13 protein-coding genes are annotated in these 15,431 nt (G+C 73.7%); 8 read left to right on the forward strand and 5 right to left on the reverse strand.

The genetic code is table 11. The features are described 5' to 3' along the window. The first annotated feature begins 9 nt into the window (after nucleotides 1-9). The 5 genes from ACYVGT_RS08040 (at nucleotide 10) to ACYVGT_RS08060 (ending at nucleotide 5,285) form a co-directional block, all read left to right on the forward strand. Nucleotides 10-2,739: a sensor histidine kinase gene (locus tag ACYVGT_RS08040; RefSeq protein WP_460855811.1), complete on the forward strand. Its 2,730-nt coding sequence runs from the start codon at nucleotides 10-12 to the stop codon at nucleotides 2,737-2,739. A 2-nt stretch (nucleotides 2,740-2,741) separates the two neighbouring features. Continuing rightward, complete coding sequence (locus ACYVGT_RS08045) at nucleotides 2,742-3,161, forward strand: roadblock/LC7 domain-containing protein (RefSeq protein ID WP_460855812.1); 420 nt, start codon at nucleotides 2,742-2,744, stop codon at nucleotides 3,159-3,161. 10 nt (nucleotides 3,162-3,171) lie between these two features. After that, entirely contained in the window at nucleotides 3,172-3,549 is a 378-nt protein-coding gene (locus ACYVGT_RS08050; RefSeq protein ID WP_460855813.1) for a DUF742 domain-containing protein, read from the forward strand. Further along, entirely contained in the window at nucleotides 3,530-4,120 is a 591-nt protein-coding gene (locus tag ACYVGT_RS08055; RefSeq protein WP_460855814.1) for a GTP-binding protein, read from the forward strand. The genes ACYVGT_RS08050 and ACYVGT_RS08055 overlap by 20 nt, the downstream gene beginning before the upstream one ends. Nucleotides 4,121-4,304: 184 nt before the next feature. Then, nucleotides 4,305-5,285: an oxygenase MpaB family protein gene (locus tag ACYVGT_RS08060; protein WP_460855815.1), complete on the forward strand. Its 981-nt coding sequence runs from the start codon at nucleotides 4,305-4,307 to the stop codon at nucleotides 5,283-5,285. 229 nt (nucleotides 5,286-5,514) lie between these two features. Here the strand turns inward: ACYVGT_RS08060 and ACYVGT_RS08065 are convergent, their stop codons facing one another. The 4 genes from ACYVGT_RS08065 to ACYVGT_RS08080 form a co-directional block, all read right to left on the reverse strand. Next, nucleotides 5,515-6,300: a decaprenylphospho-beta-D-erythro-pentofuranosid-2-ulose 2-reductase gene (locus tag ACYVGT_RS08065; protein ID WP_460855816.1), complete on the reverse strand. Its 786-nt coding sequence runs from the start codon at nucleotides 6,298-6,300 to the stop codon at nucleotides 5,515-5,517. A 115-nt stretch (nucleotides 6,301-6,415) separates the two neighbouring features. After that, nucleotides 6,416-7,777, reverse strand: coding sequence for an FAD-binding protein (locus ACYVGT_RS08070; RefSeq protein WP_460855817.1), 1,362 nt, complete (start codon nucleotides 7,775-7,777; stop codon nucleotides 6,416-6,418). A gap of 80 nt (nucleotides 7,778-7,857) precedes the next feature. After that, nucleotides 7,858-8,802: a decaprenyl-phosphate phosphoribosyltransferase gene (locus ACYVGT_RS08075; protein ID WP_460855818.1), complete on the reverse strand. Its 945-nt coding sequence runs from the start codon at nucleotides 8,800-8,802 to the stop codon at nucleotides 7,858-7,860. A 9-nt stretch (nucleotides 8,803-8,811) separates the two neighbouring features. Then, nucleotides 8,812-9,723, reverse strand: coding sequence for a PorA family protein (locus tag ACYVGT_RS08080; protein WP_460855819.1), 912 nt, complete (start codon nucleotides 9,721-9,723; stop codon nucleotides 8,812-8,814). Between the two features lie 139 nt (nucleotides 9,724-9,862). Here ACYVGT_RS08080 and ACYVGT_RS08085 point away from each other — a divergent pair, with 139 nt between their 5' ends. Continuing rightward, nucleotides 9,863-11,221 (forward strand): acyltransferase family protein, encoded by a 1,359-nt coding sequence (locus ACYVGT_RS08085; protein WP_460855820.1) that lies wholly within the window; start codon nucleotides 9,863-9,865, stop codon nucleotides 11,219-11,221. A gap of 43 nt (nucleotides 11,222-11,264) precedes the next feature. Here ACYVGT_RS08085 and ACYVGT_RS08090 read toward each other — a convergent pair whose 3' ends face one another. Beyond that, nucleotides 11,265-13,634 (reverse strand): hypothetical protein, encoded by a 2,370-nt coding sequence (locus tag ACYVGT_RS08090; protein ID WP_460855821.1) that lies wholly within the window; start codon nucleotides 13,632-13,634, stop codon nucleotides 11,265-11,267. A 133-nt stretch (nucleotides 13,635-13,767) separates the two neighbouring features. On the opposite strand from ACYVGT_RS08090, the gene ACYVGT_RS08095 reads away from it, so the two are divergent. Both ACYVGT_RS08095 and ACYVGT_RS08100 read left to right on the forward strand, forming a co-directional pair. Further along, nucleotides 13,768-14,583: a class I SAM-dependent methyltransferase gene (locus tag ACYVGT_RS08095; RefSeq protein WP_460855822.1), complete on the forward strand. Its 816-nt coding sequence runs from the start codon at nucleotides 13,768-13,770 to the stop codon at nucleotides 14,581-14,583. After that, complete coding sequence (locus ACYVGT_RS08100; protein WP_460855823.1) at nucleotides 14,580-15,347, forward strand: class I SAM-dependent methyltransferase; 768 nt, start codon at nucleotides 14,580-14,582, stop codon at nucleotides 15,345-15,347. The genes ACYVGT_RS08095 and ACYVGT_RS08100 overlap by 4 nt, the downstream gene beginning before the upstream one ends. Nucleotides 15,348-15,431 lie beyond the last annotated feature (84 nt).

Here is a 15,431-nt window from a genome sequence, read left to right on the forward strand (position 1 = left end):
AGGAGAGCAGTGCAGGAAGCGAAGCAACGACGGACGCCGACCATCCGCGCGCGACTCCGCCGGATCGTCCTCGCACCGACCGGCGCACTGATCGCCGTCTGGCTCGTGGTGAGCGGCGTGCTGTCCTACAACGCGTTCATCGACGTGGCCCTCGCCGACGGCAATGAGAAGTACCTGACGCCTTCGGCCATCGGCCTCGCCACGGTCATGGAGGAGCGCAGCGTCACCATCTCCTACCTCGAGGGGCCCGGCGAGAACGCCGCCGCGCTCAGCGACGCCCAGGCAGCGTCGGACGAGCAGATGGGCGACGTGATCGACTCCTACGACGAGCTGAAGCCGATCCTGCCGGAGGCGACCGCGGACCGGGTCACCACGCTGCAGGAGCGCTACTCCGGAATCGAGGCGATGCGGGCCGACGTCAAGGCCGGCAACGCCAGCCGGGACGACGTCTTCGACTTCTACGGCGGCGTCACCGGCGCCGCCGCCGACCTCTTCGACGACCTGGCGCGCAACGGCAACGCCACTGCCGCGATGGGCTCCGGCCTGACCGCGACCTCGGCCTTCCGCGCCGTCGACGAGCTCGGCATGGCCGACGCCCAGCTGGTCCGCTCCTTCACCGAGGACGAGCTCAGCCATCCGGACCTGCACGCGTTCATCGCGTCGTTCAGCTCGTTCGAGTCGCGGATGGAGAACCTGGCGCCGTTCCTCGGGCCGGATCAGCGGGCCGCCTACGCTGAGCTCACCGAGAGCCAGGCCTGGGACGACCTGCACGGGCAGGTCCACCAGATCGTGGAGCGGCACCCGGTCACCGAGACCGACCCGGTCACCGGCGAGACCATCGAGCGCTTCCCGATGCCGATGGAGAAGAGCGAGTGGGACGCCGCGTTCGGCCCGGTCTTCGAGACCCTCACCCAGCTCGGCGCCGACGAGGCCGCCCACGCCGGTGATCTGCAGGCGGACGCCGCCTGGCGGTCGGTCGGCTTCGCGGTCGCGGGCAGCGCGCTGGTCGCCGGCCTCTCGGTGGTCGCGTTCGTCGCGGCCAACCGGTCGGCGCTGCGGCTCGTCCGGCGCCTGCACCGGCTGCGCGACGACGCCGTGGAGCGCACCGAGACCCGGCTGCCCGCCATCATGGAGCGGCTGCAGCGCAACGAGACGGTCGACGTCAACGCCGAATTCGCCCGCTCCGACCTGGAGGCCAACCAGGAGCCGGACGAGATCGGCGAGGTCGCGCACGCCTTCGACACCGCCCAGCACACCGCGGTGGACGCCGCGGTCCGCCAGGCCGAGCTGCGCGGCGGCATCAACCGCGTCTTCCTGAACATCGCGCACCGCAGCCAGACGCTCATCCACCGCCAGCTGCGGCTGCTCGACCAGATGGAGCGCGACCAGGAGGATCCGGCGCAGCTCACCGAGCTGTTCAAGCTCGACCACCTCGCCACCCGGTCCCGCCGCAACGCCGAGAACCTGCTGATCCTCGGCGGGGAGAACCCGGGCCGGAGCTGGCACAAGCCGCTGCCGCTGGTGGACGTGCTGCGCGGCGCGATCTCGGAGTCCGGCGACTACACGCGCGTGCAGCGCAACCACATCGCCCGCGTCTCGCTGCGCGGGCCGGCGGTGGCCGACGTCATCCACCTGGTCGCCGAGCTGGTGGACAACGCGACGACGTTCTCACCGCCGCACACCCGGGTGCTGCTCTCCGGCGAGCAGGTGCCCAACGGGGTCACGATCGAGATCGAGGACCGCGGCCTGGGCATGCAGGACGACGAGTTCGAGGCGGCCAACCAGCTGCTGGCCGACCCGCCCGAGTTCGACGTCATGCGGCTCAACGAGAAGATGCGCCTCGGCCTGTTCGTGGTGTCGCGGCTGGCCCGCCGGCACGACATCAAGGTGTGGCTGCGCTCCTCGCCCTACGGCGGCGTCCAGGCGATCGTGCTGCTCCCGCCCTCGGTGATCGCCGACGCGCCGCAGCCGGCGCCCCCCGCCCCGGCGGTCACCTCCGCCGAGGAGTCCGGCGGCGACCTGCTCGGCTCGGGCCCGGGCCGCGTCCGCCAGACCGGCGCGTTCGCACTGCCCGCGTCGCCCTCCGACAGCGGTGCGCCCACGGGCGGCGCAGGCAGCACCGACACCGGCAGCGGCGACGGCTCCGTCGGCGCTGACAGCACCGGCGGCACCGACGGCTCCGGCTCCGGCAGCACGGGCGGCAGCAGCGCTGCGGGCGTCGGTGCCGCCGACGGCACCGCCGACACCGACGGCGGCACCGGGGACAGCGGCTCCGGCGCCGCCGCGGACGGCGCGGGTGCGAACGGCTCCGCCGTGCCCGGGCCGGCGGAGGCCGGCGGCGAGCGCCCCGCGCTGCCGCGGCGCGGCCCCCGGCGCACCGGGCAGGCGGGGGCCGAGGGCACGGCCGGCTCCACCGGGAGCAGCGACGACACCAAGGGCGGCGGGCTCTTCAGCCCGAAGTCCCGGTTGGCCGCGGCGCCCGAACCCGACGGCGCCGACGGCGCAGCAGACGGCGGTCGGCCCGACCTGCCCAAGCGCACGCCGCAGACGTCCCTTGCGCCGCAGCTCGCGGCCGACCCCGTCGAGGACGAGCGGGCCTCGGCGCCGCCCGCCGGCGACGCCGAGCGGTCGGAGCGGCTCCGCCGCAACATGGCGGCCTTCCAGCAGGGGACGCAGCGGGGCCGTGCGGCCGGCCGCACGAAGCAGACCGAAACCGAGGACACGGAGAAGGACTCCTGATCGTGACGAACAACGCTGCGAAGGACTTGAACTGGCTCCTCGACGGCCTCGTCGAGAGAGCCGTGGGAGCCCGCTACGCCATCGTCCTGTCCGCGGACGGCCTGCTCCTGGGCAACTCCTCGGAACTGGAGAAGGACGACGCCGAGCAGCTCTCCGCGATCGCCTCGGCCTTCCAGAGCCTGGCCCGCGGCACCGGCAAGCAGTTCGACGGCGGGCGGGTGCTGCAGACCGTGGTCGAGATGGAGCGCGCCTACCTCTTCGTCACCGGCGCCGGATCGGGCGCCTGCCTTGCCGTGGTGGCCGAGGAGAGCTCCGATGTCGGCCTGATCGCCTACGAGATGAATGTCCTGGTCGAGCAGGTGGGGCGGTCCCTGGACGCCGCGCCGAGGGCTGCCGAGTCAGCCTCCGACCAGCCCGGATAGGGGGAGTTCCATGTCCGAACCCGGCAGCGGCGGGCTCGACGCCGACGACGACGGCGGCTCGGTCGTCCGCCCCTACATCCTCACGCAGGGCCGCGACCGCGGCGACACCGTCCGGCTCGACCTGGTCAGCGTGGTCATCGCGGCCCGCGCCGATGTCGACGAGATGGCCCTTGAGCCGGAGCAGGTCCGCATCCTGGAACTGTGCCGCCGCGCCCAGTCGGTCGCCGAGGTGGCGTCGCGCCTCGACATGCCCGTCGCCGTGGTGAAGGTGCTGCTCGGCGACCTCATCGGCCGGGGCTACGTCCTGGCCCGCGCTCCCTACACGTCCGAGAGCCCGGTCAACCGGGACGTACTGCAGGCGGTACTCGATGGCATCCAACGACTCTGACCCCGCGGCGGAGCACATCCCGGCCGCGATCAAGATCCTTGTCGCCGGCGGCTTCGGCGCGGGCAAGACCACCCTGGTGGGCTCCATCAGCGAGGTCGCGCCGCTGCGCACCGAGGAGCTGATGACCGAGGCGAGCCTGGGCGTGGACGACCTGTCCGGTGTCGAGGCGAAGGACACCACGACGGTGGCGCTCGACTTCGGCCGCATCACCATCAGCGACGACCTCGTGCTCTACCTGTTCGGCACGCCCGGCCAGCAGCGATTCTGGTTCATGTGGGAGGAGCTGGCGCTGGGCGCGCTGGGCGCGGTGGTCATCGCCGACACCCGCCGGCTGGAGACCTGCTTCCCGTCGGTGGACTTCTTCGAGCGGCGCGGACTGCCCTTCGTGGTGGCGGTGAACTGCTTCGACGGCGCCCACTCCTACAGCGCCGACGAGGTGCGCTCGGCTCTGAGCATCCCGGACGACGTGCCGGTGATGCTCGGCGACGCGCGCCGCCGCGAGTCGAGCAAGGAGGTGCTGCTGGCACTGGTGCGCCAGGTGGCCGACCGGGTGGCGGCCCCGACCCGGTAGCCGGCCGCCGGGCACCTCTCGACACCCCGGCCCCGGACACCGGACGGCGCTGGATCGCCTGCCGCGCCGGCGTTCTCGCCGATCCCGCCGAGGGGTATCGTCACTACCGACCGGTAAACCCCCGCCGGTATCCGTGCGCGCATCCCCCGCGCCGATCCCCACGACCGCCGATCCGGAGAGGGCCATGAAGCGGTTCGACTGGTACGAGGAGACGCACCGTCTCGACGCCGAGGCCGACGCCCGGCGCATCACGTTCATCCTCACCGCACACGAATTCCCCTGGGACATGGGCCAGGCGCTGGGCCTGGCGCTGTACCGCACCTACGCGGTGCCGAGCGTCGGGGGCCTGCTCGGCGACACCGAGGAGTTCACCGACCGGACGCAGCACCGCTACGACGACACCGCCCTCATCCTCGGCGCGATGATGGAGCACGGGTTCGAGCCGGGCCGCGGCCGGGACGCCCTGCGCCGCATGAACCAGATGCACCGCAGCTACGACATCAGCAACGAGGACTACCTCTACGTGCTGAGCACGTTCGTCGTGATGCCGGTGCGCTGGCTGAACGACTGGGGCTTCGGGTGGCGGCGGCTCAGCGCCCACGAGGTGCGCGCCAACACCAACTACTACCGGTCCCTCGGCCGGCACATGGGCATCAAGGAGATCCCGGAGACCTACGAGGCGTTCCTGAAGTACTTCGAGGACTACGAGGCCGAGCACTTCGACTTCACCCAGGGCGGCCGGGACGTCTCCGACGCCACCCTGGAGCTCATGCTGTCGTTCTCGCCGAACTGGCAGCGGCCGCTGATGCGCAAGTTCACGATGGCCCTGATGGACGACCACCTCGCCGAGGCGTTCCGCTACACGCCGGCGTCGGGGTTCTGGAAGGGCGCGGCGAAGTTCGCGCTCAAGTCCCGCGCCCGGGTGGTGCGGCTGATGCCGCCGCGGGTCGAGCCGCGTACCGAGGCCGACAACCCCAACATCAAGAGCTACCCGGACGGGTTCGAGCCGAGCCGGATCGGCACCTTCCCGCAGGCGTGCCCGGTTCCGCACGACCTGACGACGGTCGACGTGTCCGGCAGCCGCGACCGCGTCCCGGCGCCCGGCCAGGCGCTGCCCCCGCAGGGCGGCCCCGCGAGCAGCCCGGAGCCGGCCGACCAGGTATAGACGTGTCGGGTGGGCGTGCCGGGTGGACAACCGTCCTGCCGCGCGGAGCCCTTGCCCGCACCGACTCCTCGACCGTGCAACGGGTGCACCCGGGCACCGCTCGCGGTGAACGCCACTCGCCATACACACCTCAGCGGCAGGGTCCTGCTCCGCCGGCAGCCGCTGCTCCTGTGCTGCGGCGCCCCGGCGGGGCGCCGCAGCACGGGCTCTCCCCTGCGTCCGCCCGCGGTCAGCGGGGCATGCGGCGCCAGATCGGGCGGGGAACGAACCGCATCGCCGTGAACACGTAGCGCAGCACCCCCGGCACCCACACCGTGCCCGCCCCGGTGCGCAGGCCGCGGGCGACCGCCGTGGCGACCTGCCGGGCGGTCGCGGGGAACGGCGCCGCGGGCACGTCCGCCGACATCTGGGTCGGAACGTATCCCGGGCGCACCACCATCACCCGCGCGCCGCTGCCGTGCAGCGCGTCGGCGAGGCCCTGCGCCAGGCCGTCCAGGCCCGCCTTCGCGGCGCCGTAGACGAAGTTCGCGCGGCGCACGCGGACCCCCGCCACCGAGGAGAGCACGACGAGTGTGCCGTGCCCCTGTTCGCGCAGCCGCGCGGCGACCGCCAGATCGGCCGAGACGTGCCCGGTGAAGGTGGCCGCGGCGGCGTCCGCCGCGGCGGCCGGATCGGCTTCCAGCGCGGCCTGGTCGCCGAGCACGCCGAACGCGTCGATGACGACGTCGAGGTCGCCCAGGAGGGCCGTTGCGCGCTCCACCACGGCCGGATGGGCGGCGGTGTCTGCGGCGTCGAAGTCCAGCGGGTGGACCTCGTCCGCGCCGGCCCCGCGCAGCCGCTCCGCCTGCGCCGCCACTCCGGAGCCGGCGCCTCCGGAGTCCGCCTCCGCACCGCGGGCGGCCAGCACCACCCGGCGAGCGCCGCCGAGTACCAGGCGCTCGGCGACGGTCACCCCGATCTCGCTCCTGCCGCCCAGCACGAGCACCGTGCCTACGCCGCCGACTGCGTCGCGCATCCGTCTCCCTCCATGCGGCCGCCCTGCGCGGCCGTCCCGGTCGGTCCCGGCGGGCCCGGGAGCACAGTGCCGTGCTGCACGGCGCCGCACCGCGCTGCCCCGCCCGCCGCGATGGTCATAGTTCCAGCCGCCGCGCCAGGTCGGAGGTGAGCACCCGGTCGGGATCGACGCGGTCGCGCACGGCGCGCCACCGGTTCAGCCCGGGGTACATCGCGTGCACCGCAGCGGGCGCGGCGCGGGAGTCTTTGGCCAGGTAGAGGGCGCCGCCTGCGGCGAGCACCCGGTCGTCGAAGCCGTCCAGCAGCCGGCCGAGGCCGGGCAGGTCGGCGGGCAGGTCCAGGGCGAGCGTCCAGCCGGGCCGCGGGAACGACAGCGGGGCCGGCGTGCCCGCACCGAAGCGCTTGAGCACCGCCAGGAACGACGGCGCTCCAGTCCGCGCCAGCTGCTCCACGATGCCGCGCAGCACGCCCGTCCCCTCCGCGCCGAAGGGCACGGCGAACTGGTACTGGACCAGGCCGGCCGGCCCGTACAGCCGGTTCCAGCCGCGGACGGCGTCCAGCGGGTGGAAGAAGGAGCCGATGGGGGTGATCCGGCCGCGCTCGGCGCGGGGCGCCTTGGCGTGGTAGGCGGCGTTGAAGGCGCGCACGGTGAGCGTGTTGAGCAGGCCGGGGGGCACCGCGGGCGGCGCGGCGAGCAGGGTGCGGTCGGCGAAGCGCAGCGGATCGCGGCGGCGCCGGGCGGGCAGCTCGCCGAGGCCGGCGTGGTGGGCGCGGGTGAGCACACCGCGGCCCAGCGACCGGCCGGTGGCGAGCAGGTCGATCCAGCAGACGCTGTACGGGTAGTCGGCGTCGGTGGCCTCCATCGCGGCGAGCGCGGCGTCGAGGTCCGGCAGCCGGTCGGTGTCGACGCGCATCGACGACGTCTCCACCGGGCGCAGCGCGAACTCGGCCTCGGTCACGATGCCGGTCAGGCCCATCCCGCCGACGGTGGCCCAGAAGAGCTCGGCGTCCGGGCCTGCGGGCCCGATACGGTGCACGCCGTCCGGCGCGGCCAGCGTGAGCGAGCGGACGTGCGCCCCGAATGAGGAGTCGGCGTGGTGGTTCTTGCCGTGCACGTCGGCGCCGATCGCGCCGCCCACCGTGACCTGCCGGGTACCGGGGCTGACCGGTAGGAAGAACCCGTGCGGCAGCAGCGCCTCCATCAGCGCGCCGAGCGTCATCCCGGCGGAGGCGGTGACGGTCCCGGAACCGGGGGCGAGCCGGAAGCCGGGCGCGAGTGCGGCGGTGTCGAGGACGAGGCCGCCGGCGTTCTGCGCGGCGTCGCCGTAGGACCGGCCGAGGCCGCGGGCGACCGCGCCGCGGCCCGCCGCCGCCTCCGCGAGCGCGGCGGCGGCCTCCTCGGCGGTGCGCGGACGGACGACCGTCGCAGCGGTCGGCGCGGTGCGCCCCCAGCCGGTGAGCAGGCGCCGTTCCGGCACCGTCCCCACCCCTCTCTGTCATCGGTGGTGCGCGCCAGCGGCGCGCGGGCGGCGGCTGCGGTGCAGCAGCGGCCGGCGGCTCAGGCGAAGTGGGCGCCGAGCCCGATGAGCGCGCCGACCGCCAGCAGGCAGAGCTGGAGCGGGCGGTCGCGCAGTGCGATCTCCTCGGGCTCCTCGCCGCCGCCGCGGTCGACCAGCAGGTGGTAGCGGAGCACGAAGACGATGAACGGCACGATACTCGCCGCGTGGAACGGGGAGGCGGCGCCGTGGTCGGCGCCTTCCAGCGCCCACAGGCAGAAGGTGACGATCATGGCCGCCGACACCATGGTGCGCACCTGGACCAGGTAGCCGACGGTGTAGCCGCGCAGCGCGGTGCGCCCGCCGCCCGCCTCCGGGTTGCGCAGCTCGGCCTCGCGCTTGCCGGCGACCACCAGCAGCGCGCCGAGCGAGACCACCACCAGGAACCAGGCGGTGAACGGGACGCCGACGGCGATTCCGCCGGCCAGCGCGCGCAGCACATGGCAGCCGGCGACGGCGACGATGTCGCAGATGATGACCTGCTTGAGGTAGAGCGTGTACGCGCCGGTGAGCGCCAGGTACGCCGCCAGCACCGCGATCAGCGTCCAGTGCCCGGTCGGGACCAGGGCCAGCACGGAGCCGGCCACCAGGACCGAGCCCGCGGCGAGCGCGGTACCGCGCGGCAGGGCGCCGGAGGCGACCGGCCGGTGCCGCTTGCGCTCGTGCGCCCGGTCGGCTTCGGCGTCGCGCACGTCGTTGAGCAGGTAGGTACCGCTCGCGGCCGCGCAGAACGCCGCGAACGCCGCCGCCGACCAGGCCAGGGCGGCCGGGTCGGCGAGCACGCCGGCCGCCGCGGGGGCGGCGAAGACCAGCAGGTTCTTCAGCCACTGCTTCGGGCGGCAGGCGCGCAGCAGCGCGCGGGCCCGGGAGCCGGGGGTACCGGGCTCCCGGGCCGGGACCTGCGCCCCCGGCGCCTCTTCAGCGCCGGGGGCGGAAGCCGTGCCCATCGGGCGGGCTCAGGTCCGCCGCGCGGTGGCGAACAGGACTCCGCCGCCGACCGCGAGGACGGCGCCGGCGCCGATGAGCACCAGCGGGCCGGTGACGCGCAGCAGCGGCAGCGCGGTGAGCGCCGTCTGGGCGTTCTCCACGTTGTTGTCGATCGTCTCCTGGTCGGAGCGCAGGTCGCCGTCGAACAGCACGAGGACCTCCTCGCCGTCGACCTCGGCACCGCGGTGCTGGTCCTCGCTCAGCTGGATCGGCGAGCCGCTGTTCGGCTCGATCCAGTAGGTGCGGGTGACGCTGTACATCTCGTCGGCCACCACGTCGCCGTCGCCCTCCATGTCGACCAGGGAGCGCGGCAGTTCGCGCTCGCCGATCTTGGTGGGCTCGACTTCCTGGACGAACTTGTAGGTCTCCACCCCGTCGATCGTCTCTTCGCCGTCGAACTCGATCGGGTAGGTCTCCTTGGCGGTGGTGTCGAAGAACTCGTAGTCCTTCTGCTCCACGTCGAAGGGGAACTTCCACGCCTGGCCGCTCTGCGGCGTCGGCTCCTCGTTGATCGCGGCGTCGCAGCAGTCGACGGCCTCGCCGGTCACCCGGTCGTGGCCGGCGCGGCGGCTGGAGGACTGGATCGCGAAGTCGCGCTCGGTGTCCTCGATCCAGGTGAACTGGTCCCAGACGACCACGTCGTCGTCACTGGCCGCGACGTCGGCGCGCACGGTGCTGTACGCCTCGACGGTGGCGTCCTCGACGAGCTCCAGCTCTTCGATGCTGAAGTAAGTGACGTTCTCGCCCCGATTCACCTGCTCGCTGTAGTAGTCCATCGGGGTTTTCATCAGGGCACCGGCCAGCCAGAATCGCATCAGGGGGGCCAGAACGAGACAGAACACCCCCAACGCGATGCAGACGGCTGCAACGGTTCGGCGCATGAGCCCTCCCGGGCAATGGGACACAACCAGACCACGCTGGAACTTGCTTCAATCTGAGGTAGAGTACTCCCCAGTAGAGACCAACGTCACCAGGGCGTGTCCGAATGTTTATAACGGGTTCTAGTCTGCGGTCGCCCCGATGACCGCTCCGCACGGAGCGCCCCCCTCTTCGGCGCCGGACGACCGCCGCGGCCTCCCCCAGGTCCGCGGCCACCTCCCCGCACTCGACGGCATCCGCGCCCTCGCCGCGCTGATGGTCCTCGTCTTCCACGTCGCCGTGGAGACGGGCGCCGCGCTCGCGCCGGGGGTGCCCGGCGCCCTGCTCTCCGCGGCCGAACTCGCGGTCCCGCTGTTCTTCGCCCTGTCCGGGCTGCTGCTCTTCCGCCCGTGGGTGCGCGCGTTCCTGGACGGCACCGCCGGCCCGCCGGTCCGCGTCTACCTGTGGCGGCGCGCGCTGCGTGTGCTCCCGGCCTACTGGCTGGTCGCCGCTGCCGCCCTGCTGATCTGGAACGACGACACCCCCGGCACCTTCACCGCGTGGCTGGAGGTGATGACGCTCACCTTCACCTATAACACCGATCCGTGGTGGGTCGGTACGGGTCCGTACGGTCTGGGCCAGATGTGGAGCCTCTGCGTGGAGGTGAGCTTCTACGCGCTGCTGCCCGTCTTCGCGTGGTTCCTGGGACGGCACGCCACCCGCACGGCGCGGCGGGCGCGGTCCGGCCCGGGGCGGGAGGGCGCCGGCACCGCCGGCCCCGCGGAGGTCAGCGTGGACCGCCGCGCGCGCCGCCTCCTCGGCGGTCTCGGCGTGCTGAGCGTCCTGGGGCTGCTGGCGTTCGTGCCGCAGTTCTATCCCGAGCCCAACGCCTACATGCACGCCTGGCTGCCGCGCTGCCTCGGCCTGTTCGCGGTGGGCATGGCGCTGGCGGTGCTCACCGAGTGGGCGTGGCGGGAGGAGCACGGCGGCCCGGTGCAGCGGTTCTGCGCCACACTGCGCCGGCACACGGCGCTGTGCTGGGGGCTCGCGGCGATCCTCTACGCGCTCAACGCGACCCCGGCGGCCGGTCCGCGGTTCGTCGGCGTCGACGGCATCTGGATCTCCGGATTCTCCACGGTCACCTCGATGCTGTTCGCGTTCTTCCTCATCGCGCCGGTCGCGATGCTTCCCGCGCTGCCGGAGGACGACGGCCGCGGCCTGCGTGGCGGCAACTGGCTGCGGGCGGCGCTCGCCCACCCGGTCGCGCTCTACCTCGGAAAGATCTCCTACGGCATCTTCCTGTGGCAGTTCGTGGTGCTGTACCTGTGGCGGGCGTTCACCGGCCAGGAGATCTTCACCGGTTCGTTCTGGCTGGACATGGTCCCGGTGACCGCGGGGACGGTGCTGCTGGCGGCGGCCACCTACCGGTGGGTCGAGCAGCCCCTGCAGCGGTTCGCCGGGCTGGTCCGGCCGGCCGGTGCGCCGCGGCCGGAGAAGGCACCGCTGACCGGCAAGGACTGACCCGCCCGGCGGCACCCGCGGGGCGCGGCGCCGGCGGTAAGTCTCAGCCGCTCTCCTCTGCGCCCCCGCTGGACTCCTTCTCCCCGTCCCCGCCCTCTTCTCCGCCGTCGCCGCCGGCGTCTTCCTCGTCTTCGGACCACGGGTCGCCCTCGGCGGCGGGCACCAGCTCGCCGTAGGTCACCCAGGTCATGCAGAGCTCCTCCTCGCTGGTCGCCAGCGCCAGCTCGGTGCCCGCGCCGTCCAGCGGCAGGTACCAGGATCCTCCGTCGGGCGCGGCAGGAAGGACCGTGGCCTCCCATGCGTCGCCGAGCACCGCGTGCACCTCGGTGTCGGTCTCGGAGGTGTAGTTGATGCCGAGCACCATGGAGGCACCGCCGAAGGAGTTGACCTCCCACCTCGTGTCGCCGCCGAAGGTGGCGATGCACTCCTCGTCCTCGGGCGGGCCGAAGAACGCGCTCTCCTCCGCCGCCTGGGCGGGCACCAGGTAGCCGGAGTCGTTGAAGACGAGCGCGGTGTCGGAGGGCTGCGGATAGCGGATCCGCTCCTCCAGGCCCGCCGGGGCCATCGGGCTGAGGACGTGCGAGCTGAGCCGGCGCGGCCCGTTCCAGGGCAGCACGATGTCGTCGGGCACCGGGCGGCTGTAGATCCCCGCCTCGGACGGCACCCCCTGCATCGACGCGCGCACGGTGTCGACGTACCAGCGCACCCGGTCGCCGGAGAGCGTGTCGGCGAACGCGGCGGTGGAGTAGCCGCCGACCAGCGACGCGGCGAGGGCTGCCGCCATTGAGCCGGCGGCGACGGTCCGCCGGCCGGCCGAGCGGCGGCGGACGGACGCGTCGGCCCGCCGCTCCTCCTTCGTGGGCAGGAACGCGCACGCGAGGACGATGGCGAAGATCAGGGCCGCGTCGGCAACGTAGCGCGGGTCGTAGCCGACCGCCTCCTCGTAGCGGCCGCGGGCGATGATCGTCGGCAGCACGTCGACGACGATGAGGTGGCCGGCGAGCAGCGCCCACGCGCGCCAGGCGCGGCGGCGCACCAGGATGCTCGCGGCGACGAGGACCACGAGGACGCCCCAGGCGACGCCGACCAGCCAGGCGTCGGGGTTGAGGAGTCCGCCGGACGGGGTGACCGGGCCCCATTCGGGCGGGCCGGCGACGGCGCCGACGGGGAACGTCTCGCCGAGCATGCGGCGCACCATGCCGAAGGCGGTGTCGCCGTCCGGCCGGCCCGCGCCCTCGCCGCCCGCGGTGTCCTGCAGGGACAGGTAGACCAGGCCGTGCAGGACGCTGAGCGCGGCCATGCCGATCCAGAACGGCAGGTCGCGGTCGAGGGTCCGCCAGAAGACGCGCGGCATCCGGCCCTGCACCACGAACGCGGCGGCGAACGCGAACAGCAGCGGGGGCAGGAACATCGCCTTGACGGAGAAGGCCATGCCCAGCACGACGGCGCCGGCGGTCATCCAGCCGTACCGGGGCTCGCCGGTGCGCAGGTACTGGACCGTCCACAGCAGCGCCAGCACGATCGCGAGCTGGAACGGTACGGCGTTGAGCGCGGCCGACCACCAGGCCAGGACGGGCATGGTGAGCGGCGCGAAGCAGAACACGGCGAGCGGCGGCAGGATCGCCCACCGGCGGCCGAACAGGACCCACAGCAGCCGGAACAGGCCGGCCATGGCACCCGCCTGGAAGAGCAGCATGACGCCGGCGGTGAGGCCCCAGTGGTAGGGGGCGATGGCGTTCTGCACGAAGGCGAGGAGCTTCGCCCCGGGCATGAAGTGGCCCTTGTGCAGCGAGGCCAGGTAGTCGGCGTCGAGCGTGGAGGCGGCTGCGTCGCCGAAGAAGAGGAAGTCGTCCTCGATGAAGTAGGCGGACCGGAGCACCCACCCCTTGAGCAGCACCGCAGCGGCGATGAGGAGGACGCCGGCGACCAGGACGGGGTCGCGCATCGCAGCGGCGATCCAGCCCTGCGCCTGCCGCCCGGGGGCACCCGCGCCTCCGGCGCTGCCCCGGCGTGCAGCCGGAGTGCCGGGCTTCGCGTCTTCGCGGGTCTTCTTCGGACTGCCGTCGCTCCGCTGCCGCGTGCGAGCGGACGGCCGGCGCGCCCCCGCGGTCGCGGCCGCCGCCTTCGGATCGGAGCCGTTCTTCTTCGCCGCCGCAGCCCGCTCTCCCCCGTCGGCTGCACCGCCGGACGGGGCCTCGGCGCCCGCGCTGCCGGAACCGGCCGCGCCGGGTTCCGGGTCGGCGGCGCTGGAGCCGCTGGCCTTCTCGGACGCCCCCGGCGCGTCGGCCGGGTCCGCGCCACCGGGCTGCGGTGCGGAGTCCCCTGGATGCTGCGGACCGGATCCGGCGGCGCCGCCGTCGGAGTCCCGGCCGCCGGCCGCCGCGTCTCCGTCGCCCGCTTCGGATGCGCTCATGCCGCTCTCTTCCCGAACGCCGCGGCCGCCCGGTTGGCACGGCCCCATGAGAGGGTGACACAATACAACATGTTTCACATGTCTCTGCGGTGGTCATCGCAGGTGCAGCAGTGATATCGGACGGTGGCCCGGCATGAGTGAGAACGCGATTCAGTCGACCGGCGGACTCGCCGAAGTGCGGCGCGATTGGACCCGGCTGGGGTCCGAGGCTCCGCTGTGGGCGGTCTGCGTCGACCCGGACAAGCGCAACGGCGGCTGGGACGACGACGAATTCCTCGCCTCCGGTGCCACCGAGGTCGATGCGGCGCTCGACCGGCTCGGCGCGCTCGGCCTGCACCCGGGCCGGGACCGCGCCCTGGACTTCGGCTGCGGTGCCGGCCGGCTCTCCAACGCGCTCGCGCGGCACTTCTCCCGGGTCGACGGCGTCGACGTCTCAGCGCCCATGCTGGCAGAGGCCCGCCGGCTCGACCGGAGCGGGGGCCGGATCACCTTCCACCTGAACGAGACGCCTGACCTGGCCGCGTTCGGCGACGCCGCGTTCGACCTCGTCTACACCGATCTGGTGCTCCAGCACCTGCCGCCCGATCTGGCAGCCGGCTACCTCGCCGAGTTCGCCCGCGTGGTCAAGCCCGGCGGGGCGATGGTGCTGGGCGTGCCGGCCCGGGAGCGGGCGACGCTGAAGGGCCTGGTGTTCCGCTGGGCCCCGTGGCCGCTGATCCGGTTCGCCCAGCGGCGGCTGCTCGGCTACCCGGCGCCGATGCGGATGCACACCTGGTCGGCCGGGCGCATCGCGGCCGCACTGTCCGCCGGCGGCGCTGCCGATGGCGCCGGCGCCCCGCGGATCGCCGCCTCCGACGAGTACTGGGGCGGCGACCACTGGGTGCACCTGCGGCACAGCGTCGCGGTTCCCACGGCAGGCGCGGACGGCACCCGGCGGGCCGGCCGGTGAGCGCGCCGGAGCGGGCCGACTCGCCCGGCGCACCCCCGTTCCGCGCCACCGCGGGCCGCTCGGTGCGGCTGTTCTCGGCCTTCACCAAGGAGCAGTCCGATCCGGACCACTTCTACGGCACGCTGGCCCGCGACACCGTCGCCCAGCTGCGCCGCTACGCCGGGCTCGACGGCGCTTCGGTGGTCGACGTGGGCGGCGGGCCCGGCTACTTCGCCGACGAGCTGCGGGCCGCGGGCGCGCGCTGCGTCTGCGTGGACGCCGACGACAGCGAGCTGCGGCTGCGTGACGGCGCCCTGCCGGACACGGCCCTGCTCGGCAGCGCGCTGGACCTTCCGCTGCTGGACGGCTCGGTCGACGTGTGCTTCTCCTCCAACGTGCTGGAGCACGTGCCCGACCCGCGGCGGATGGCCGACGAGATGGTGCGGGTGACGCGGCCGGGCGGCACGGTCTACCTCTCGTACACGCTGTGGCTGTCGCCGTGGGGCGGCCACGAGACGTCGCCGTGGCACTTCTTCGGCGGGACCTACGCCGCCGACCGCTTCGCCCGCCGCAACGGCCGCCGCCCCAAGAACGACTTCGGCCGCACCATGTTCGCCGTCTCGGCCGCCGAGATGATCCGCTGGGCCCGCACGCGCTCCCAGGTCGAGATCGTCGACATCACCCCCCGCTACCTCCCCGGGTGGATCAGCCCCGTCGTGCACATCCCGCTGCTGCGTGAATTCATCACCTGGAACCTGCTGATCGTCCTGCGCCGCACGGGCTGATCCGGGCGGGGCGGCTGGCGCACCCCGGCGGTCCGGGCAACCCGCTCCCCAGCGGAGCACCCGGCTCCTTCTGCCGTCCCGAGC

The organism is Nocardiopsis coralliicola (assembly GCF_054779695.1).